The organism is Rhizobium sp. PP-CC-3G-465 (genome assembly GCF_004343445.1).
GTDB classification, from domain to species: Bacteria; Pseudomonadota; Alphaproteobacteria; order Rhizobiales; family Rhizobiaceae; genus Ferranicluibacter; species Ferranicluibacter rubi.
On sequence record NZ_SLYH01000001.1, the window covers coordinates 799486 to 819490 of the forward strand.

General features: G+C 64.8%; 16 protein-coding genes. 7 read left to right on the top strand and 9 right to left on the bottom strand.

Annotated elements, in window-relative coordinates; all coding sequences use genetic code 11:
* Nucleotides 1-2: 2 nt before the first annotated feature.
* Nucleotides 3-560, bottom strand: coding sequence for a hypothetical protein (locus C8J33_RS03625; RefSeq protein ID WP_132663166.1), 558 nt, complete (start codon nt 558-560; stop codon nt 3-5).
* A 245-nt stretch (nt 561-805) separates the two neighbouring features.
* Here C8J33_RS03625 and C8J33_RS03630 point away from each other — a divergent pair, with 245 nt between their 5' ends.
* Together C8J33_RS03630 and C8J33_RS03635 are read left to right on the top strand one after the other, a co-directional pair.
* On the top strand, nt 806-1681 hold the full coding sequence (locus C8J33_RS03630) for a cytochrome b/b6 domain-containing protein (RefSeq protein WP_132663167.1): 876 nt from the start codon (nt 806-808) through the stop codon (nt 1679-1681).
* Nucleotides 1678-2469: a molybdopterin-binding protein gene (locus C8J33_RS03635; protein ID WP_132663168.1), complete on the top strand. Its 792-nt coding sequence runs from the start codon at nt 1678-1680 to the stop codon at nt 2467-2469. The genes C8J33_RS03630 and C8J33_RS03635 overlap by 4 nt, the downstream gene beginning before the upstream one ends.
* Nucleotides 2470-2492: 23 nt before the next feature.
* Here C8J33_RS03635 and C8J33_RS03640 read toward each other — a convergent pair whose 3' ends face one another.
* The 3 genes from C8J33_RS03640 to C8J33_RS03650 all read right to left on the bottom strand — a co-directional run bounded on the left by C8J33_RS03640 (nt 2493) and on the right by C8J33_RS03650 (nt 5665).
* Nucleotides 2493-3548, bottom strand: a complete 1056-nt coding sequence (locus tag C8J33_RS03640) for a YcjF family protein (protein ID WP_132663169.1) — start codon at nt 3546-3548, stop codon at nt 2493-2495.
* Nucleotides 3545-4996, bottom strand: a complete 1452-nt coding sequence (locus C8J33_RS03645; RefSeq protein ID WP_132664438.1) for a YcjX family protein — start codon at nt 4994-4996, stop codon at nt 3545-3547. The genes C8J33_RS03640 and C8J33_RS03645 overlap by 4 nt, the downstream gene beginning before the upstream one ends.
* 153 nt (nt 4997-5149) lie before the next feature.
* Nucleotides 5150-5665, bottom strand: a complete 516-nt coding sequence (locus C8J33_RS03650; protein WP_165916915.1) for a SixA phosphatase family protein — start codon at nt 5663-5665, stop codon at nt 5150-5152.
* Between the two features lie 349 nt (nt 5666-6014).
* Here C8J33_RS03650 and dksA point away from each other — a divergent pair, with 349 nt between their 5' ends.
* Nucleotides 6015-6434: an RNA polymerase-binding protein DksA gene (dksA, locus tag C8J33_RS03655; RefSeq protein WP_110798987.1), complete on the top strand. Its 420-nt coding sequence runs from the start codon at nt 6015-6017 to the stop codon at nt 6432-6434.
* A 119-nt stretch (nt 6435-6553) separates the two neighbouring features.
* Here dksA and C8J33_RS03660 read toward each other — a convergent pair whose 3' ends face one another.
* Nucleotides 6554-7552, bottom strand: a complete 999-nt coding sequence (locus C8J33_RS03660; protein ID WP_132447347.1) for a flagellar biosynthetic protein FliO — start codon at nt 7550-7552, stop codon at nt 6554-6556.
* Nucleotides 7553-7999: 447 nt separating this feature from the next.
* Between C8J33_RS03660 and cckA the strand changes: the two genes are divergently transcribed.
* A complete protein-coding gene (cckA, locus tag C8J33_RS03665; RefSeq protein WP_132663170.1) occupies nt 8000-10621 on the top strand; it encodes a cell cycle histidine kinase CckA in 2622 nt (873 codons plus the stop codon).
* A 130-nt stretch (nt 10622-10751) separates the two neighbouring features.
* A complete protein-coding gene (locus C8J33_RS03670; RefSeq protein WP_132663171.1) occupies nt 10752-11222 on the top strand; it encodes a DUF3828 domain-containing protein in 471 nt (156 codons plus the stop codon).
* A gap of 57 nt (nt 11223-11279) precedes the next feature.
* Here C8J33_RS03670 and C8J33_RS03675 read toward each other — a convergent pair whose 3' ends face one another.
* Together C8J33_RS03675 and C8J33_RS03680 are read right to left on the bottom strand one after the other, a co-directional pair.
* Nucleotides 11280-12203, bottom strand: a complete 924-nt coding sequence (locus C8J33_RS03675) for a pseudouridine-5'-phosphate glycosidase (protein ID WP_110798983.1) — start codon at nt 12201-12203, stop codon at nt 11280-11282.
* Nucleotides 12200-13180: a carbohydrate kinase family protein gene (locus C8J33_RS03680; protein WP_132663172.1), complete on the bottom strand. Its 981-nt coding sequence runs from the start codon at nt 13178-13180 to the stop codon at nt 12200-12202. Before C8J33_RS03680 ends, C8J33_RS03675 begins: the two co-directional genes overlap by 4 nt.
* 234 nt (nt 13181-13414) lie before the next feature.
* Between C8J33_RS03680 and recA the strand changes: the two genes are divergently transcribed.
* Together recA and alaS are read left to right on the top strand one after the other, a co-directional pair.
* Entirely contained in the window at nt 13415-14506 is a 1092-nt protein-coding gene (gene recA, locus C8J33_RS03685) for a recombinase RecA (RefSeq protein ID WP_110727950.1), read from the top strand.
* A 369-nt stretch (nt 14507-14875) separates the two neighbouring features.
* A complete protein-coding gene (gene alaS, locus C8J33_RS03690; protein ID WP_132663173.1) occupies nt 14876-17554 on the top strand; it encodes an alanine--tRNA ligase in 2679 nt (892 codons plus the stop codon).
* Nucleotides 17555-18026: 472 nt separating this feature from the next.
* On the opposite strand, the gene C8J33_RS03695 is transcribed toward alaS, so the two are convergent.
* Nucleotides 18027-18488, bottom strand: a complete 462-nt coding sequence (locus C8J33_RS03695) for a GNAT family N-acetyltransferase (RefSeq protein ID WP_132663174.1) — start codon at nt 18486-18488, stop codon at nt 18027-18029.
* A 125-nt stretch (nt 18489-18613) separates the two neighbouring features.
* Nucleotides 18614-19828 (bottom strand): NADP-dependent isocitrate dehydrogenase, encoded by a 1215-nt coding sequence (locus tag C8J33_RS03700; protein WP_092933920.1) that lies wholly within the window; start codon nt 19826-19828, stop codon nt 18614-18616.
* Nucleotides 19829-20005: the final 177 nt, after the last annotated feature.

Genomic DNA, 20005 nt, shown 5'->3' on the forward strand with positions numbered 1-20005 from the left:
CTTTAGCGGATCGAGCCGACGGCCATCGAGTCGGTCTGGCGCGTGAGCGCGACGCCGATGACGGGAACCATGGTTTCCTCGACCTTCACCGAAATCGTGATGTTGAGGAGCGAGGGATCCGACATGCGGGCAATCATCGCGCCGTTCAGCTTCTTGCGGTTGATGCCGACGACGATCTTGTCCTTGGCGACATTGCCCGAGACGATGTCGAGGCCCTTGCCTTCGGCGCCGTCGAGGAACTTGCCGGAATAGCTGTTGCCCTTCTGGCTGATGACGGCCGACATCGGCTGCTTGAAGACGCCAACGCGGCAGAAGCCGTCGAGCTTGATCCCGGTGCCCTCGGTCGGTTCGCCGGTGAGGTCGCAGGTAAACTTCGTGCCCTTGTACTTGCCCGCGACGATTTCGCCCGGACCTTTCCACTGGCCGGCGACCTGTTCGAAGAAGGCCTTGTCGCGGCTGTCGGCCAGCGCTGGTGCAGGGATGGCGGCGAATGCCGCCAGCGTGAGTGCGGCCATACATGCGGCAGGGCCGCGCGCGATCAAAGAAGGGCGCGAGAACATGGGCGATCCTTGAGGGTCGGTGTCGAGAACGTGAGGTGACATTGGCACTTGAATGGTTAATGGAGCGTTTCCGTCGGCCTGACGGCGCGTGCAAACCGCGACGATCTGCCGGATCGCTGCAGATTTGCAACGCTTTCGTTTTGCGCCGCCCGCACTATCTTGAAGGAAGCTCGGGCAGGCCTGCACGGTGCCTTTGAACAGTGGCCTGATGTCGCGCAATCGATTCGGGGCCGGGGAGACGAGCGATGACGCATGCACCTGAGGAGATCGCGTCCGGCGCTTCGGGCGGAGGGCGGCTGATCTATCGCCACGGGCTCCTGACGCGGCTGACGCACTGGACCTGGGCCGTCGCGCTCTTCTTCCTGCTCCTGAGCGGTCTGCAGATCTTCAACGCGCATCCCACTCTTTATATCGGCAAGCAGTCGGGCTTTGCCTTCGACAACAGCGTGCTCAGGATGGACGCGATCTATGGGCCCGACGGGCAGCCGCAGGGTCGCACGACCGTGTTCGGGCACAGCTTCGACACGAGCGGCGTGTTCGGCATGAGCGGGCCGGCGGACAGCCCGGCCTATCGCGGCTTCCCCGCCTGGGCGACGGTGCCGTCCTATCAGGATCTCGCGACGGGCCGCGTCGTGCATTTCTTCTTTGCCTGGGTGCTCGCCTTCACGCTGTTCGTCTGGATGGTTTCCGCCATCGCCGCCCGCAGGCTGCGGCGCGACCTGCTGCCGACAGGGCAGGACCTGCGCCACTTACCCCGCGATATCGCCGACCATGCGCGGCTGCGGTTTCGCCATGACGGGCGCTACAATGTGCTGCAGAAGCTTTCCTATGGCGGCGTGCTCTTCGTCCTGTTTCCGCTGGTCATCCTGACCGGGCTTGCGATGTCGCCGACCATGAATGCCGCCTGGCCGTTCCTGCTCGATCTCTTCGGCGGGCGGCAGACCGCGCGGACGCTGCATTTCGCCTGCATGCTGGCGCTCGTCCTCTTCTTCGTCGTGCACATCGTCATGGTGTTGCTGGCGGGGCCGGTGAACGAGCTGCGCTCCATCATCACAGGCCGCTATCGCACGCGGGAGACCGCGCCCGCGGCACATGTCGTTTCCAGGGAGCCGAGATCATGAGCCGAACCTTTCTTGCCAACCGCCGCCGGTTCCTGACGCTCGCGGGTGTCGCGGCCTCTACCGTACCGCTTGCCGGCTGCGACGTGCTCGACGGCGTTCTCTCGGGCGACAGTGCGGTCCGCCAGACGCTCGCCTCCGCAAACAGCCTGAGCTACCGCGTCCAGCGCATGCTTGCGGGTGACAGGCTGGCACCGGAGTTCGCGGCCACCGAAATCCGGCAGGGTCAGCGGCCGAACGGCTCGACCGATCCCGACGGCGCGGATTATCTCGCGTTGAAGGCGACGGCGTTCGCGACCTACCGGCTGCCCGTCACCGGCCTCGTCGAAAAGCCGCTCGATCTCGGCCTCGACGAGATCCGCGCCATGCCGTCGCGCACGCAGATCACGCGCCACGACTGCGTCGAGGGCTGGAGCTGCATCGCCAAGTGGACCGGTGTGCCGCTTGCGACCATTCTCGATCAGGCGAAGGTTAAGCCGGAGGCCCGCTATGTCGTCTTCCAATGTTACGATGCCATGAATCTTGGACTCGGCGGCCCGACGCCCTACTACGAATCCATCGACCTGCTCGATGCCCGCCACCCGCAGACGATTCTCGCCTATGGCTGCAATGATCAGGCGCTGTCGGTCGCCAACGGCGCGCCGTTGCGCGTGCGGGTCGAGCGGCAGCTCGGCTACAAAATGGCCAAATACATCAAGTCGATCGAACTCGCCTCGACACTTGCCCCCTATGGCGGGGGCAAAGGCGGGTTTTGGGAGGATGTCGGCTATGACTGGTATGGCGGGATCTGAGCCATCACAGGCTCGAAGGACGGCTAGACATCGTCTACCATCGATCGTTTCTGGCCGGGGGCTATGTCGCCGATGAAATCGCCGATGCCGGGGCGCTTCAAAGCGCGGAAGGGCATGGGGCGGCAGAGGTCCATGGCGGCGATGCCGATGCGGGCGGTCATGAGGCCGTTGACGACGCCTTCGCCAAGGCGGGCCGAGAGCTTCGACGCTATGCCGTGGCCGAGCACCTGCTGAACGAGACTGTCGCCGACCGCGATCGAGCCGGTGACGGCGAGATGGGCGAGCACGTCGCGGATGAGGCGGAAGAGACCGAGCGTTCCCGGGCGACCGCCATAGAGATCGGCCATGGCGCGGATGAGGCGGGCCGATTCGAACACGACATAGCCGAGATCGACCAGTGCCCGCGGGCTGACCGCCGTGACGATGGAGACGCGTTTCGACGCGTTGAGGATAAGGGTGCGGGCCTGCCGGTCGAGCGGCGTCAGCAGTTCGCGCTCGGTGAGGTCGATCAGGTGGGGACCATCAATGATCTCGCCCTCGGTCGCCTTCAGGCGTTCGCGGCCTTTCGCCGTCTCGGGGCGGGTCGCGAGGTGCTGGACGAGATCCTTCATGGTCTTGCGGGCGACCGTGTTGCCGGGTGCGGCGAAGGCGGCGGCCACCTCCTCTTTCAGCGACTGGACGGCATTGAGCCGCATCAGGCCGAGGATCTCGCGACCGACGATGCCGAGTACGGCGAGGACGACGATGGCCGCCGCCGCGATGGCGACATAGCCGAGAGCGTCGTTGCGCGTGAAGAGGTCGCGCACGAGGCTGTCGATCCAGAGGCCGAGGGCGAGCGAGACGAGGACGCCGAGCGCACCGAGCGCGAGCTTCGCCAGCGAGAACCGCCGCCGCGGGCGGCGCTCCTGCAGGGCGGAAACGACGGGCGTGGCGAGCGTCGTCTCGGCGAACGGGTCTTCCGCATCCGGCGTCAGGACGACGCGATCGCCGAAGCTTGCCGGCGCGCGGCGGGTCTCCGGCTGCGGCTGCGGCTCTCCTTCGACGGTGAAGGCGGCGGGGCGGCGGGGAAGGTCGCTCATGCGAGGCGGTCTCCGAACAGGAACTGCATGGCCCGATCGAGCCGGATGTGCGGAACGGACAGCTTTAGCCCGCCGCCCGTCTCCTCGATATGCGGCGGGCGGAAGCGGACGAAATTGACCTCCGGCACGTGCTGCCCAGGCTCCTCATCCGTCTGGCGGAACAGGCTGTCGGGATCGCGCGGCAGGTCGCCGGGGAAGATCGCGGTCTTGCGCTCGCCGTCGAACAGCTCGCCATTGATGCGCTCGCCGGCGATGGGCGTTCCCACGATGACCGGCAGCGGGTGGCCGTCATGGTTGACGGTCGCCTCGCGGGTGGCGCGCACGGAGGCGAGCGCCATGACCTCGACGCCGGCACCACTGCCGCCGATGCGCTCCATGGCGCGCGAGACGATTCGCGCGGTGATGCGCTCCAGCCGGTCATGGCTCTCGTGGTGCAGGTGATCGGCCTTGGTGGCGGCGATCAGCACCTTGTCGATGCGGCGGGTGAGGAAGGAGGAGAGGAAGGAGTTCGTTCCCGGCTGGAAGCAGCCCATGACGTCCGCCAGCGCGCTTTCGAGATCGAGCAGCGCTTCGGGGCCGCGATTGATCGCCTGCAGCGCGTCCACGAGCACGATCTGGCGGTCGAGGCGGGCGAAGTGCTCGCGGAAGAACGGTTTTACCACATGCGTCTTGTAGGCCTCGTAGCGGCGCTCCATCATCGCGTGCAGCGAACCGGACGCGGGGCGACCGTCGGGCAGATCCGGCAGGGGTGCGAAGGTCAGCGCCGGCGAACCCTCCAGGTCGCCCGGCATCAGGAAACGGCCGGGCGGCAGGGTGGAGAGCGATCGCTCGTCCGTGCGGCAGGCCCGGAGATAACGGGTGAAGGCCTCGGCCAGCGCGCGGGTGCGACCCTCGTCCGCTTCCGCCTGCGGCTGGGCGGTTTCGCAGAGCGCCAGCCATTCGGCAGAGAGCTCGCGGCGAATGCCGCTGCGGGCACGTGCGACGGTCGCGGCGCTGAAGGTGCGATAATCCTGCGAGAGGAGTGGCAGGTCGAGCAGCCATTCGCCGGGATAATCGACGATGTCGATCGACAGACGGCCCGGCGAAAACATGCGGTTCCAGCCGCTGGCGCTTTCATAGTCGAGCGTGATGCGGAGCTGCGAGATGGCGCGCGTCGAATCGGGCCAGATGCGATCGCGCACAAGCGCCGTGATATGATCCTCGTACTGGAAGCGCGGCACGGCGTCGTCGGGTTGCGGCTCCAGCCGGATCTTCGACACGCGGCCGGAGCGAACGGGTTCGAACACCGGCAGGCGGCCGCCATTCAGGAGATTGTGGACGAGGGAGGAGATGAAGACCGTCTTGCCCGCGCGCGACAGGCCGGTAACGCCGAGGCGGACCGAGGGATTGACGAGCCCGGCGGCGCGATCCGTCAGGGTATCCAGAGCGATTTTCGCATCGTCGGACATGCGGGTGAGAAAAGACACGCGGCTTGGCTTCCCTTCGTTGAGATCAGGCGACATCCGGACCGGACGGCCCGCATGCGATATAGGGAGCCGCGCGCGTGCGGGAAAGGCAGGCGCGTCGACCGTGTCGTGGAAAGATCGCTCGCAGACCTCGTCTTACGGGGTCATGACCTCGACAAGCCGTCCGGGAAGTTCGTCCGAGGCCGTGTCCGGCTTGCGCGCGATGGCGATGACCATGCCGGGCAGAAAGCCGGCGGGCAAAGCGCGTGTGGCCGTTGCCGAGCCGAGGCACTCCCAGGCGAGATGCTCCAGAACCGGATTGTGCCCGATGATGGTCAGCGGCGCGCCGGCGCCGGCTCTCGCTTTGATGTCACCGATGACGGCGAGATAGGCATCGAGCGCGCCGTCATAGAGCGGCTCCTCGAATGAGATCGAAGCGGACGGCGTCGTGCCGAGCAGAATATCGGCGGTCTGGCGGCAGCGGCGTGCCGACGAGCAGGCGATATCGCCTAGCGTCCAGCCGCGCTTCTGTAGCGTCGCGGCCATGCGGGCTGCATCCGCCCGGCCCATCTCATCGAGCGTCCGGTCGAAATCCCGCTCTCCAGCCCTTGGGCCCCCCGCACGGGCATGGCGGACGAGGAACAGGGCTGGCTGGGATATTGCGGAAGACATGGAGGAAGCCACCGGACGACTGAGATCAGACCTTGTCTCCCGGCCGTCGGCAAAGATCAAGCGCGGGCCGGGCATCCGACACTACGATAGAGATGGCTAACTGAAAAAGACTGCCTCTTTTTTCGGCCGGATTGCATTGTGCGGACGTCCGAACCTCCGGTCGTGCAGCGGCCATCCGGTATCGGACAGCCGCTTTCCTGTCATGTTCTTGTAATTCTGGTGAAATATGAGGCCATTAGCTTCGTTTTCGAGCAATTTGAAATATGCGTGCGCCGTTCGCAGAGACTTGAAACACAGTCTTCATAGGTCTATAGACCCGCCGCATGAGATGTTCTTCAGGAGAAACGCGTTGAGTGAGAAGATCGATCTTGGTACCTTCGTTCTTTCCGAAGACGATGAATTCATGAACTCCCAGCAACGGGCTTACTTTAGAGCCAAGTTGAATGCCTGGAAGAACGATATCCTCCGGGAAGCGCGCGAGACGCTCGGCCACCTTGCCGAAGAGAGCGCCAATCACCCCGATCTCGCCGACCGCGCCTCATCGGAAACCGACCGCGCCATCGAGCTTCGGGCACGCGACCGTCAGCGCAAGCTGATCTCCAAGATCGATGCCGCCCTGCAGCGGATCGACGAAGGAACCTACGGCTATTGCGAGGAAACCGGCGAACCCATCGGCCTGCGCCGTCTCGACGCCCGCCCGATCGCGACCCTGTCGATCGAAGCACAGGAACGCCACGAGCGCCGCGAGAAGGTTTATCGCGACGAGTGAGCGTCCTTTTTCGGACGCCGTGCATTCTGAACATCGTCTGAATGGTCGCCTTTGGCGGCCATTTTTGCGTCAGGGGACCAGTCCAAGTGGGAAGGAGTCCTGTTACGCGGCGCAATCCATCACGGCTTGCGCTCGTTCCCCATCTCGCTCAGCATCCGGTTCATCTCCTCCTCCAGCGTCGGCTCGTTGCGCGGGGCCGGGCGGGGTGCTTCGATGGAGGGCGCGCGGGGCGCGGGGTCGGGTGCCAGACGGCCGAGGTCGCCGGAGATCTGGGCGTCGAGCAGGCGCTCGAAATCCCGGCCTTCGTCACGGTTGCCGATCTCGGTGCCGGGCGGCTTGGGTCTTGCAGCAGCGGCTGCCGGCTGGGCGGGAGAGGCGGCTGCAGCCGGCGCGGGGATCTGGGGGAGAACACGCGCGCGGGCGGCTTCGAGGATGTCCTCGGGGGCCTTCCGCCCGGACGGAGCGGCGGCACCCGCGAGCGATTGCGGCGGTGCTGTCTGGGCCGGTGCGGCGGTGCGGGTTGCCGGCGGCTGTCGGGGCGCGATGGCGTCGTCGCCATAGAGCGCCTGCCCCATATTGGAGACTGGCGGCTGTGTCGGGCGTGCTGCCGGGCGAGGGTCCGGCATCGACTGAGCGCGCTGCTCGGGCCTTGGTTCTGTTCGGACTTCCGGGCGACGCTCCTGCGCGATGCGGGCGGCAGGTGCGGGCAGGGCATCCGGGCGGGCAGGTGCTGCAAGGTTTGCGGCAGAGGGCTGGCCGGCGATCTGCTGTGTGGCGGGCGGCGCGGCGATGGCCGTCTGTCCAGCTTCTGACGTGTCCAGTCGCGGCTTGGCGCCGACGATCCGGCTTTCGATGACGATATCGGTCGGACCGCCGATCATGATCAGGTGCTCGACATCATCCCGGCGCACGAGCACGAGCCGGCGGCGCGTGTCCACAGCCGCGGCGTCGAGGACCGCAAGCCGCGGCTGGCGATTCTTGCCGCCGCGGATGAAGGGGGAGGATGCGCGATTGCGCATGAACCAGAGGACGGCCACCAGAGCCAGCAGACCCGCGGCGACGGCCACGGCCGCGATGATGAACCGACCGCCGTTATTGCCGACGACATCTTCAAACATCTTCGCTCTCCTCGTCTTTTAGGTGCAGCGCATAAGCGACGCTGCGGAATTGGGAATTGACGTCTTTTTGCCGGTGGAAACAAGCCGTGAGAACGCGTTGTCCCGGTAAATGGAGCGGTCGCCTGTTGCGTCCAGAGATGGCCGTGCGGAAATCCGGGCCGATCTACGGAATGTCGGAAACGCCTGCTGACATATGGGCGTCTTCGTCCTGTCGGTCTGTCGACGGCGCGAGGGCGGGAAGGGGAACGAGCCTTGCCTGCCGAATGACGGGCAAGACGCTACGATACCGAGATTCCTTGTGAATTCGGCGTGAATTCGCCCCACTGACGCCTTGAGAACGCTTTGTCAGACTGGCGTCGGCTGATAAAGAGAATCGACCAATGACGTCGCGTGCGCGGACCTTCCATGGGCCGGGCCATTTCAAGCGGCGGGGCAATGAGGACCCTGATGACGAAACTGCGACAGGCAGACGAGTATCGCATGCCGATCGTCGATCGGGGAACGCGTCCGGGAACCGTGCTGCGCATCGTGCTTCTGGCGATCGTGCTGATCGCCTCGGCTGCGGCTTTCGTGATCTTCAAGAACCAGCTCGGCAACGAGGTGGTGCTCGGCATTCTCGGCATCCTCGCGATGGTCGGCATCTTCTTTTTGGTCTCTGCCGTCATCGGCTTTATCGAAGTCATGCCGCAGTCGCGCCCCGACGAGCTCGCACGCGCCTTTCTCGACGGGCATCCCGAAGGCACCTTGATCACCGACCGCAAGGGCCGGATCGTCTATGCCAATGCGGCCTATGGCGCGCTGACGGGTGCCGACAAGGCGAACGACGTGCAGTCGCTGGAGACCATCCTCTCGCGTGACCGCGAGGCGACGGAGGCGATCTACCGCCTGACGAACGGCCTGCGCGAGGGCAAGGCCGGACACGAGGAATTCCGCCTGATGAAGCCGTTGCGTGCCGCTGGCGGATCGGCGGGCTCCGGTGCGCACTGGTTTCGCCTGAAGGCCCGCGTGCTGCCGCTTGAGGATGCCGACCGCAATCCGCTCTATATCTGGCAGATCTCCGACATTACCGCCGATCGCGACGATCAGGAGCGTTTCTTCAAGGAACTGCAGAACGCGATCGACTATCTCGACCACGCGCCGGCCGGCTTCTTCTCCGCCGGCAAGAAGGGCGAGATCTTCTACATCAACGCGACGCTGGCCGACTGGCTCGGACTCGATCTCACCAAGTTCCAGCCGGGCTCGATGACGATCGCCGATCTGGTGGCCGGCGAGGGGCTGGCGCTGGTGCAGTCGGTGCAGGCGGATCCCGGCCTGCGCAAGACGAAGACGCTCGACCTCGATCTCCGCCGATCGAACGGGCAGAGCTTTGCCGTGCGCATGGTTCACCGGGTCTCCTCGGCCCGCGATGGTGCACCGGGTGAAAGCCGGACCATCGTGCTGGCGCGCACGGTGGACGAGGAAGCCGATCCCTCGGCCTCGCTTGCGGCCATCCGCTTCACGCGCTTCTTCAACAACACGCCGATGGCGATCGCCTCCGTGGACGGCAACGGCCGTATCCTGCGGACCAATGCGCCGTTCCTGAAGCTGTTTTCGGGCGTCGTGTCGCAGGACGACATGGAGCGTGGGGCGCTGCTGGAGAGCGTCGCGCGCGTATCGGAACGCGGTCGCCTGCAGGAGGCGCTGGCGGCGGCCAAGGACCGGCAGAGCGATATCGCGCCGCTCGACCTGCCGCACCCGACCGACGAGAACCGCTTCTTCCGTTTCTACGTCAATGCCGTGATCGACCAGAGCGTCGCGAACCAGAGCGAACCGGCGCCCGAAGAGGCCGCCATCGTCTACGCCGTGGAGATTACCGAGCAGAAGGCGCTGGAAACCCAGATGGCGCAAACCCAGAAGATGAATGCGGTGGGAACGCTCGCCGGCGGCATCGCACACGACTTCAACAACGTGTTGACCGCCATCCTGCTCTCCTCCGATCATCTTCTGCTCTCGGCGCGTCCCTCCGACGCGAGCTTTGCCGACCTGATGGAGATCAAGCGGAACGCCAACCGCGCCGCCGTGCTGGTGCGCCAGCTGCTCGCCTTTTCGCGCAAGCAGACCATGCGCCCGACCGTGCTCAACATGACCGACGTCATCGGCGACCTGCGCATGCTGGTGGACCGCATGACGGGCACGCATGTGAAGCTGGAAGTGGAATATGGCCGCGACCTCTGGCCGGTACGCACCGATCTCGGGCAGTTCGAGCAGGTGCTGATCAACCTTGCGGTCAACGCCCGCGACGCCATGCCAAGCGGCGGCACGATCACGATCCGCACCCGCAATATGCCTGCCGAAGAAGCGGCGGCGCTCAACCGACGCGAGCTTCCGGCGGAGGATTTCGTCGTCGTGGAGGTCAGCGACGAGGGGACGGGCATCGCGCCCGAGATCGTCGACAAGATCTTCGAGCCGTTCTTCACCACCAAGGAAGTCGGCAAGGGCACGGGCCTCGGCCTCTCCATGGTCTACGGCATCGTCAAGCAATCCGGCGGCTTCATCTATCCGGAATCCGAAGTTGGCAAGGGCACCACCTTCCGCATCCTGCTGCCGCGCTTCATCGAGGAGACGATGCCGGCGTCCGGCGAGCCGGGCGCGCTCGACCAGCCGCTGACGCTCGCCACCTCGATCCCCCCGAAGGCCGAGGAGCCGACGGACTTGACCGGCGACAGCGCCATCGTTCTCCTCGTCGAGGATGAAGAGGCCGTGCGCCGCGGTGGCAAGCGCATGCTGGAGACGCGCGGCTACAAGGTCTATGAGGCGGGCTCCGGCGTCGAGGCGCTGGAGGTGATGGAAGAGCTGAACGGCATGGTGGACATCGTCGTCTCCGATGTCGTCATGCCCGAAATGGACGGTCCGACGCTGCTGCGCGAGCTGCGCAAGACCTATCCCGACCTCAAGTTCATTTTCGTGTCCGGTTATGCCGAGGATGCCTTTGCGCGGAACCTGCCCGCGGATGCGAAATTCGGATTCTTGCCAAAGCCGTTCTCGCTGAAGCAGCTGGCGGTGGCCGTGCGCGAGATGCTGGATAGCTGATCCGTCTTCGGCCTGCGCTGGTCTCTGCCGGAATGCGGCTCGGATCAGGTGGCTGCCGAGCGGCTATCTGGTAGCGTCGCCAATGACGTGACTTCGGCCAATCGCGGCCGGCAATGAACGGGATTTGTCCATGCGCCTTCCCCTGCTTCTGCTCAGCACGCTTCTGATGCTTTTCGCCGCAGCGCCCACCTTTGCGGCAACCTACCGGACGCCCGAGGCGCTGATCAAGGCGCTCTACCGCTATGACCCCGACGAAACGGACGCCGAGGCGCCGTCGCCCTATACGCCCTTCTTCTCGGACGCGCTCAATGCGCGCTTCCAGGCCGACCGCGACAGCACGCCGGAGGGCGAAGTGGGTGCGATCGACTTCGACCCGGTGATCTCCGGCAATGACGGACGCGCGCGCAAGGTGACGACCAGCCCGCCGATCATCATCGACGACAGGGCCGAGCTGGAGGTGAGCTTCGAGAATGGCGGGCCGGTGACGCTCTACTACACGCTGGTGCGGGAGCATGGCGGCTGGAAGGTGGACGATATCGCCAACCAGCAGGGCGATATTCCGTGGAGCCTGTCCGGCCTGTTCGACGACGCCAGCCGGTAGGGCGTTCGACTTCGGGATGAGGCGGCGCGATGATGGCGCCGCCTCGTTCCCCGGGTGTCACATCATCGCGACGGCGATTTCGGCGGCGAGGCGCGCATTGTTCTCGACCAGCGCGATGTTGGTTTCGAGGCTGCGGCCATCGGTCAGTTCGAAGATGCTCTGCAGCAGATAGGGGGTGACCGCCTTGCCGACGATCTTGTCGTGGTCGGCGTTGTCGAGCGCGCGGGCGATGTAGATCTCCATTTCGTCGCGCGGAATTTCGCTTGTCTCCGGTACCGGGTTGGCGATCAGCATGCCGCCGTCGATGCCGAGGCGGTCGCGCATCCGCTGAAAGTTGGCGATGGCGGCGGGGCTGTTCAGCATCAGCGGGCTCTTCAGCCCCGAATCGCGCGACCAGAAGGCAGGGAAGATGTCGCTGTCATAGGTGACGACCGGCACGCCGCGGGTTTCCAGCACTTCGAGGGTTTTTGGAATATCGAGGATGGCCTTTGCGCCGGCGCAGACCACGATAACGCCGGTGCGGGCGAGCTCTTCGAGGTCGGCCGAGATGTCGAAGGTCTCCTCGGCCTTGCGGTGCACCCCGCCGATGCCGCCTGTGGCGAAGACGCGGATGCCGGCGCGGGCGGCGGCGATCATGGTGGCGGCGACGGTGGTCGCGCCCGTGCGGCGTTCGGCGATGGCAAAGGCGAGGTCGGCGCGCGAGACCTTCATGGCGCCGCGGGTCTGGGCCAGCGCTTCCAGCAGTTCGGCATCGAGACCGATGTGCAGCGTGCCGTCGATGACGGCGATGGTGGCGGGAACGGCGCCCTGGTCACGGATGATCGCCTCGACGCTGCGGGCCATGTCGAGATTGCCGGGGTAGGGCATGCCGTGGGTGATGATGGTCGATTCCAGCGCGACGATGGCCGAGCCGCGTGCCTTGGCGGCGGCGACTTCGGAGGAATAGGCGATCGGCAGATCGTGCGAGATGGGGCGTGTCATGGGGCATCCTTTTCGGCAATGCGGTGATGAGGCTGTGAAAACAGGATTTCGGCAGGCGACACAAGGTCCAATTCCTGCGCCAGCCGTTCCGGAGAAAGATCGTCTGCCACCGCCAGCGGCGAGCGGACGGTCACGGCGGCGGCCCCCACACCCGCGCGCAGGCATTCGCCGAGAGCCGCGCCCCGCATCAGGGCGTCGAGGAAGCCGGCCGCCAGCGCATCTCCGGCGCCGGTCACGTCGCCCAAGGCTTCGATGACAGGGGGGCGCACGGTTGCGACCGCGTCGCCATTGAAGGCAACGGCCGCGCGGCCGCCACGCGTGACCACCCCGCCGGCAATGCCCGCGCCTTGCAGGATCGCCGGCCAGCCTTCCGCCGTCGTACTCTTTTCGCCGCCGATCGCGGCGGCCTCGGCCTCGTTGAGAAAAAGGAGGTCGAGATGGGGAAAGGCCGGCCTCAGCCTTTCGACCTTGGCCGGAGAGATGGCAATCGCCGCCGTCCGCGCACCTGCTTCCTTCGCCATCCGGAGGGCGGCGGACAGCGTTTCGGCGGGCAGGTTCGCATCCACCAGCACGAGATGTGCCTCGGCAACGAGATCGCGTAGCGCGCGCTGGCGGAGCCTGCGGGGCGAAAACATCGTGTAGAGATCCATGTCGGCGAGCGCGACGACGAGGTTGCCGTCTGCCTCCAGAATGGCGGTGTAGCTCGGCGTCCGCCTGTCGAGGAAGGTGAACGATCGGTCGATGATGCCGGCAGCTTCCGCCGCACGCGCCACCGTTTCCCCCTCCGCATCGCCACCGCGCGGCGCGACCATGCTGACCGACAAGCCCAGCCGCGCCATGCCGCGCGCTGCGTTGAAACCGCCGCCGCCGGCCTCCTCGAACCAGCGGCCCGGATTGCTGGCGCCGAGCGTCGTAGCGCTGGCGATGCGACCGCGCCGATCAATATGCGCGCCGCCGAAGACGACCACGTTCTTCATGCGATGTCTCCTGGTGCGAGAACCCCTACGAACCGATTCGCTCGACCGGACGGAGGGGAGAACGGTTGTACTTCAATGACATGCACAGGGGAGAACATGAACGGAACACAGCTCGAATTCGAATGATGAGTCAATGCGTTGAAGGCCTCTTGCAGGATGAGAACAAAAAGAGTACATACAGATCAGCGGCGGGTTCATTGCCTCGATTGACCCGATAACCTAAAGGTGGATGAAATGGCTCAGAACTCTTTGCGGCTCGTAGAGGACAAATCGGTGGATAAAAGCAAGGCGCTGGAAGCAGCACTCTCCCAGATCGAACGGTCGTTCGGCAAGGGATCGATCATGAAGCTCGGTGGAAAAGACAGTATTGTCGAGATCGAGACCGTTTCGACGGGATCTCTCGGCCTGGATATCGCGCTGGGCATCGGCGGCCTTCCCAAGGGACGCATTGTCGAAATCTACGGTCCGGAAAGCTCCGGCAAGACGACGATGGCGCTGCAGACCATTGCCGAGGCGCAGAAGACCGGCGGCATCTGCGCCTTCGTGGATGCCGAGCACGCGCTCGATCCGGTCTATGCCCGCAAGCTCGGCGTCGACCTTGAAAATCTCCTGATTTCGCAGCCGGATACCGGCGAGCAGGCGCTTGAGATCACCGATACGCTGGTCCGCTCCGGCGCGATCGACGTTCTCGTCATCGACTCGGTTGCGGCCCTGACGCCGCGGGCGGAAATCGAAGGTGAAATGGGCGACAGCCTTCCCGGCCTGCAGGCCCGCCTGATGAGCCAAGCTCTGCGCAAGCTGACGGCCTCGATCTCGAAGTCGAAGTGCATGGTCATATTCATCAACCAGATCCGCATGAAGATCGGTGTCATGTTCGGTTCGCCGGAAACGACGACGGGCGGCAACGCACTGAAGTTCTATGCCTCGGTTCGCCTCGACATCCGCCGTATCGGCGCGGTCAAGGAGCGTGACGAGATCATCGGCAACCAGACCAAGGTCAAGGTCGTCAAGAACAAGATGGCACCGCCCTTCAAGCAGGTCGAATTCGACATTATGTATGGCGAGGGCGTGTCCAAGACCGGCGAGCTGGTCGATCTTGGCGTCAAGGCCGGCATCGTCGAGAAGTCCGGCGCCTGGTTCTCCTACAACAGCCAGCGTCTGGGGCAGGGTCGTGAAAACGCCAAGGCCTATCTGCGCGACAATCCGGAGACGGCGCGCGAGATCGAGCAGTCGCTTCGCCAGAACGCCGGCCTGATCGCCGAGAAGTTCCTGGAAGACGGCGGCCCCGAGCCGGACAGCGATGGTGACGAAGCCGCTCTGGGTTAGGACGTGCGAAGAGAGCCTCGGTGTGCGTGACGTCGTCGTCATGCGCGCCTCTTCAGGCAGGCTCGACAGGTTCTGATGTCAGGCCATGCCTGTGTCGAGCGGCTGCTCCCTTCCGGGGCGGCCGTTTTGCTGTGTGATCGGTGCAGACCGTGATGGGCGATCCGTGCGGGCGCGAAGGATTGCACGTGGTTGAGCCTGTTGCGGGACATGCTGCTGGACAGGCATTTCTGCGAACGATAAAAGCCTCGGGTTCGCGCAAGCCTGCTGCTCCGATGACGGAACCGGCTTGCGCGTGGACGTGAACAATCGATACCGCCCGGAGCCGCTCGTCAGCAGCAGCCAGGGTGGCGCAGGGACGAAGGACCAGACATGAGCGGCGTAAACGAGATCCGGTCGACATTCCTCGACTATTTCAAGACGAACGGCCACACGGTCGTGCCGTCGAGCCCGCTCGTGCCGCGCAACGATCCGACGCTGATGTTCACCAATGCGGGCATGGTCCAGTTCAAGAACGTCTTTACCGGTCTGGAGCAGCGCCCCTTTTCCACCGCCACCACCGCGCAGAAGTGCGTGCGAGCGGGCGGCAAGCACAACGACCTCGACAATGTCGGTTATACCGCGCGCCACCACACCTTCTTCGAAATGCTCGGCAATTTCTCGTTCGGCGATTATTTCAAGGAACGCGCCATCGAGCTTGCCTGGAACCTGATCACGAAAGAATTCGGCATCGATGCCAAGCGCCTGCTGGTGACGGTCTACCACACCGACGACGAGGCGTTCGGCCTCTGGAAGAAGATCGCCGGTCTCTCCGACGACCGCATCATCCGCATCCCGACCAGCGACAATTTCTGGGCCATGGGCGATACCGGCCCCTGCGGTCCGTGCTCGGAAATCTTCTACGACCATGGCGATCATATCTGGGGTGGACCTCCGGGCTCGCCGGACGAAGATGGCGACCGGTTCATCGAGATCTGGAACCTCGTCTTCATGCAGTATGAGCAGGTGACGAAGGAAGAGCGCCTCGACCTGCCGCGCCCGTCGATCGACACCGGCATGGGCCTGGAGCGCGTCGCGGCGCTGCTGCAGGGCAAGCACGATAATTACGATATCGACCTTTTCCGCGCCCTGATTTCGGCCTCCGAGGAAGCGACCGGCGTCAAGGCCGAGGGCGACCGGCGTGCAAGCCACCGGGTCATCGCCGACCACCTGCGCTCCTCCGCCTTCCTGATTGCCGATGGCGTGCTGCCGTCGAACGAAGGCCGCGGCTATGTGCTCCGCCGCATCATGCGCCGTGCGATGCGCCATGCCGAGTTGCTCGGCGCCCGTGAACCGCTGATGTGGAAGCTGCTGCCGGCGCTGGTCGGCGAAATGGGCCGCGCCTATCCGGAACTGGTGCGCGCGGAGTCGCTGATTTCGGAGACGCTGAAGCTCGAGGAAACCCGCTTCCGCAAGACGCTCGATCGCGGCCTCGGCCTGCTCGCCGACGCGACGGCGACGCTCGACAAGGGCGATACGCTCGATGGCGAGACGGCGTTCAAGCTCTACGACACCTACGGCTTCCCGCTCGACCTGACGCAGGACGCGCTGCGCGGCCGCGGCATCGGCGTCGATCTCACAAGCTTTAACGATGCGATGCAGCGGCAGAAGGCCGAGGCGCGCGCCAGCTGGTCCGGCTCCGGTGATACCGCGACGGAGACCATCTGGTACGAGCTGAAGGATCGCTTCGGCGCGACCGAGTTCCTCGGATACGACACGGAAACCGCCGAAGGCGTCGTGCAGGCGCTGGTGCGCGGCGGGGTGCTGATCGAGTCGGCATCGGCCGGCGAAACCGTCCAGATCGTGGTCAGCCAGACGCCGTTCTACGGCGAATCCGGTGGCCAGATGGGCGATACCGGCATCATTACCTCCGACGGCGCACGCCTGAGCGTGACCGACACGCAGAAGCGCGGCGAGGGCGTGTTCGTCCACATCGCGACGGTCGATGAGGGCACGATCAAGGCTGGCGACGCCGTGGCGCTGACCGTCGATCACGCCCGCCGCGGCCGGCTCCGCGCCAATCATTCGGCGACACACCTGCTGCATGAGGCGCTGCGCGAGGTTCTGGGCACCCATGTCGCGCAGAAGGGGTCGCTGGTCGCGCCCGAGCGCCTGCGCTTCGACGTCTCGCACCCCAAGCCGATGACGGCCGAAGAGCTGAAGATCGTCGAGGACATGGCCAATGAGATTATCGTCCAGAATACGGCTGTGACGACACGCCTGATGAGCGTCGACGACGCCATTGCCGAGGGCGCTATGGCGCTGTTCGGCGAAAAATATGGCGACGAGGTGCGCGTGGTGTCGATGGGGCAGGGCGTGCGCGGCACGAAGGCCGGCCGTCCCTATTCGGTCGAGCTCTGCGGCGGCACGCATGTCGGTGCGACGGGCGAGATCGGGCTCGTGCGAATCCTTGGCGAAAGCGCCGTCGGTTCCGGCGTACGCCGCATCGAGGCACTGACCGGCGTCTCGGCGCTCGGCTATCTCTCGGAACAGGATGAGCGCGTGAAGACGCTGGCCTCCACGCTGAAGGTCCAGCCCGGCGACGTCATCGGCCGCGTCGAGAGCCTGATGGACGAGCGGCGCAAGCTCGAGCGCGAACTGACGGATGCGCGGCGCAAGCTGGCGCTCGGGGGCGGCGGTGCTGCCGGCTCCACGGATGCGGCGCGCGAGATCGGCGGCATCAAGTTCCTCGGCAAGGTCGTCACCGGCGTCGATCCAAAAGACCTCAAGGGCCTTGCCGACGATGGCAAGAAGAGCCTCGGCTCCGGCATCGTCGCCTTTATCGGCGTGGCCGATGACGGCAAGGCCAGCGCGGTCGTTGGCGTGACCGAAGACCTCGTCAAGGCGCACAGCGCCGTCGATCTCGTCCGCATCGCGTCCGTCGCCCTCGGCGGCAAAGGCGGCGGCGGCCGTCCCGACATGGCCCAGGCCGGCGGCCCCGACGGCACCCTCGCCGCCGACGCCATCGAAGCGGTCGCGCAGGCGATCGCGGATATTGCGGCTGCTGCTTGATCGAGCTTGTTTGAGGGCGCGCTGACGACAGCGCGCTCGCATTTTCTTGAGTGTACGTGATGATCGCCCTGGGGCGCTTTGGTCATACAAGCTGTTCAGCCGCAGGGAGCTTTCAGACGGTTTCTGGCTCATCGTTTCCGATGAGAAAAAGCGAAAACCGCAAAAGCTTCTTCTGTAAGGGCCCGATGATAACGGGCGGTCCATCCACCTCTCCGTCATTCTGGGCTTGACCCGGACTCTAGCCAGCCCAAGTCCTCGGGCTGAGACCTGTCTTTTGACCTGACAGGCGTCGCTTCTGAAACCGCATCGGTGAAGATAGAGGCAGAGTTTTTGTCGGCAGCGTGCCTGCCGTCTCGCCAGAAATTTGCTCCGCCTGTTGCCCAGTTTGGCAGCCGATCAAGCGGACCACGTATCGGAGCCGCTTGCAACCGCCCATGTTCAAAGCCTTGACAGCGCCGCCTCGCTCCGGTGGCTAAAGCGGCTTGCGATACTGAACAAACCCCGAGGCCGCCGCGACGCGGTCGTAGAGGCGGCGGGCGGTGGTGTTGTGGTCTTGGGTCAGCCAGTAGAGGCGGCCGGCCTGTTTTTGGCGGGCCAGGTCGGCGGTGGCTTCGATGAGGGCGGCGCCGGTGCCTGCGCCGCGGCTTGTCGGATCGACGAAGAGGTCCTGGAGATAGCAGGTCGATTCCGGAAGCCAGCAGGAACGGTGAAAGATGATGTGGGCGATGCCGGCGAGGCGGTCGTTCGCATCGAAAGCGCCGAGCGCATGCATGGGCTCGGAGGCGTCCAGCAGCCGCTGCCAGGTGAGATCGTATTGGGCCTCCGGGAGCGTCGTCTCGTAAAAGGCAAGGTAGGCGCGCCACATCGGTTCCCACTGCGTACGATCCTGCGGTTCGAGGGGGCGGATCGTCTGCTGGGTGGGGCTTGTGGTCATCGGTATCTCGCGGGAGGATGTCTTGCGCCGGGTAAGAGCGCTGCGGGTAGTATGACCAAGTGATGAAACGAAAGAACCCGGCTGTAAAGCCGGGTTCGATGCATGCCGTCGGGTTTTGTGCCGGATCAGGCGGCCATAGCCTTGCCCAGGTTTTCGTCGATCTTGTCGAGGAAACCGGTGGTGGAGAGCCAGGGCTGGTCGGGACCGATGAGGAGTGCGAGGTCCTTGGTCATGTAGCCATCCTCGACGGTCTCGATGCAGACGCGCTCCAGCGTGTCGGCGAACTTTGTCAACTCGGCATTGCCGTCGAGCTTGGCGCGGTGGGCGAGGCCACGCGTCCAGGCGAAGATCGAGGCGATCGAGTTGGTCGAGGTTTCCTCGCCCTTCTGGTGCTGGCGGTAGTGGCGCGTGACCGTGCCGTGCGCGGCTTCGGCTTCGACCGTCTGGCCATCCGGGGTCATCAGAACCGAGGTCATCAGGCCGAGCGAGCCGAAGCCCTGGGCCACGATGTCGGACTGGACGTCGCCGTCATAGTTCTTGCAGGCCCAGACGTAGCCGCCGGACCACTTCAGCGCGGAGGCGACCATGTCGTCGATCAGGCGATGTTCGTACCAGATCTTTGCTTCCTTGAACTTGTCCGCGAATTCCTTCTCGAAGACCTCCTGGAAGATGTCCTTGAAGCGGCCGTCATAGACCTTGAGGATGGTGTTCTTGGTCGACAGGTAGACCGGAACGCCGCGCTGCAGGCCGTAGTTCAGCGATGCGCGGGCGAAATCGGTGATCGATTCGTCGAGGTTGTACATGCCCATGGCAACGCCGGCGGCCGGTGCGTCGTAGACTTCGTGTTCGATTTCCGTGCCGTCGTCGCCGACGAACTTCATCGTCAGCTTGCCCTTGCCGGGGAACTTGAAATCGGTCGCACGGTACTGGTCGCCGAAGGCGTGGCGGCCGACGATGATCGGCTTGGTCCAGCCGGGAACGAGGCGCGGCACGTTCTTGCAGATGATCGGCTCGCGGAAGATGACGCCGCCGAGAATGTTGCGGATGGTGCCGTTCGGCGACTTCCACATCTTCTTCAGGCCGAATTCCTCGACGCGCTGCTCGTCCGGGGTGATCGTCGCGCACTTGACGCCGACGCCGTGCTTCTTGATGGCGTTGGCCGCGTCGATGGTCACCTTGTCGTCGGTGGCGTCGCGGTTTTCCATGCCGAGATCGTAGTATTCAAGGTCGATGTCCAGGTAGGGGTGGATCAGTTTTTCCTTGATGAACTGCCAGATGATGCGGGTCATCTCGTCGCCGTCGAGTTCGACGACGGGATTGGCGACCTTGATCTTGCTCATGAAAACGTGCCTCGTAGCTTGGAGTGGGGCTGGAAATAACGGATGCCCCGTTTGCGGAACGGACGATAGGTGGCGCTATAGCATTGGCAAGGCCCGAGGCAAAGCGGCGGGCGTTAAAACTTATGCGACTTTCGCGATCTTATCGTTTGAAAACAGCGGATCGAGCGTCGATACGAC

Coding starts and splice junctions, on each gene's coding strand:
- C8J33_RS03695 (WP_132663174.1), bottom strand. CDS start 18,488: ATGACCACAAGCCCCACCCAGCAGACGATCCGCCCCCTCGAACCGCAG.
- C8J33_RS03700 (WP_092933920.1), bottom strand. CDS start 19,828: ATGAGCAAGATCAAGGTCGCCAATCCCGTCGTCGAACTCGACGGCGAC.
- C8J33_RS03660 (WP_132447347.1), bottom strand. CDS start 7,552: ATGTTTGAAGATGTCGTCGGCAATAACGGCGGTCGGTTCATCATCGCG.
- C8J33_RS03630 (WP_132663167.1), top strand. CDS start 806: ATGACGCATGCACCTGAGGAGATCGCGTCCGGCGCTTCGGGCGGAGGG.
- C8J33_RS03645 (WP_132664438.1), bottom strand. CDS start 4,996: ATGTCCGACGATGCGAAAATCGCTCTGGATACCCTGACGGATCGCGCC.
- C8J33_RS03670 (WP_132663171.1), top strand. CDS start 10,752: ATGCGCCTTCCCCTGCTTCTGCTCAGCACGCTTCTGATGCTTTTCGCC.
- C8J33_RS03625 (WP_132663166.1), bottom strand. CDS start 560: ATGTTCTCGCGCCCTTCTTTGATCGCGCGCGGCCCTGCCGCATGTATG.
- C8J33_RS03680 (WP_132663172.1), bottom strand. CDS start 13,180: ATGAAGAACGTGGTCGTCTTCGGCGGCGCGCATATTGATCGGCGCGGT.
- cckA (WP_132663170.1), top strand. CDS start 8,000: ATGACGAAACTGCGACAGGCAGACGAGTATCGCATGCCGATCGTCGAT.
- C8J33_RS03640 (WP_132663169.1), bottom strand. CDS start 3,548: ATGAGCGACCTTCCCCGCCGCCCCGCCGCCTTCACCGTCGAAGGAGAG.
- recA (WP_110727950.1), top strand. CDS start 13,415: ATGGCTCAGAACTCTTTGCGGCTCGTAGAGGACAAATCGGTGGATAAA.
- C8J33_RS03650 (WP_165916915.1), bottom strand. CDS start 5,665: ATGTCTTCCGCAATATCCCAGCCAGCCCTGTTCCTCGTCCGCCATGCC.
- C8J33_RS03675 (WP_110798983.1), bottom strand. CDS start 12,203: ATGACACGCCCCATCTCGCACGATCTGCCGATCGCCTATTCCTCCGAA.
- alaS (WP_132663173.1), top strand. CDS start 14,876: ATGAGCGGCGTAAACGAGATCCGGTCGACATTCCTCGACTATTTCAAG.
- C8J33_RS03635 (WP_132663168.1), top strand. CDS start 1,678: ATGAGCCGAACCTTTCTTGCCAACCGCCGCCGGTTCCTGACGCTCGCG.